Here is a 357-nt window from a genome sequence, read left to right on the forward strand (position 1 = left end):
GGTGTTAGGCAGCGATCCGCAGACTGACATCGCGGTGATTCGCATCGATGCAAAGAATCTCCCCACGGTCCGGCTGGGCGACCCGTCGAAAACCCGCGTTGGCGAGCCGGTGCTCGCCATTGGGTCCCCGTACGGCTTCGAGAACACGGTCACTGCCGGTATCGTCAGTGCCAAATCGCGCTCGCTGCCCGATGACACCTACGTGCCGTTCATCCAGACCGACGTTGCGGTGAATCCCGGCAATTCCGGCGGTCCGCTGTTTAATCAGCGCGGCGAAGTGATCGGCATCAACTCGCAGATCTACAGCCAGACTGGTGGCTATCAGGGCCTCTCGTTTGCCATCCCGATCAACGTAGC

Annotated in this window: 1 protein-coding gene; it reads left to right on the plus strand. The window is 61.1% G+C overall.

Annotated elements, in window-relative coordinates:
- Positions 1-357: S1C family serine protease (locus CYR32_RS21280; protein WP_146000754.1), on the plus strand; the 357-nt coding region annotated here is incomplete at both ends.

Source organism: Chimaeribacter coloradensis, from assembly GCF_002858715.1.
Classification (GTDB): domain Bacteria; phylum Pseudomonadota; class Gammaproteobacteria; order Enterobacterales; family Enterobacteriaceae; genus Chimaeribacter; species Chimaeribacter coloradensis.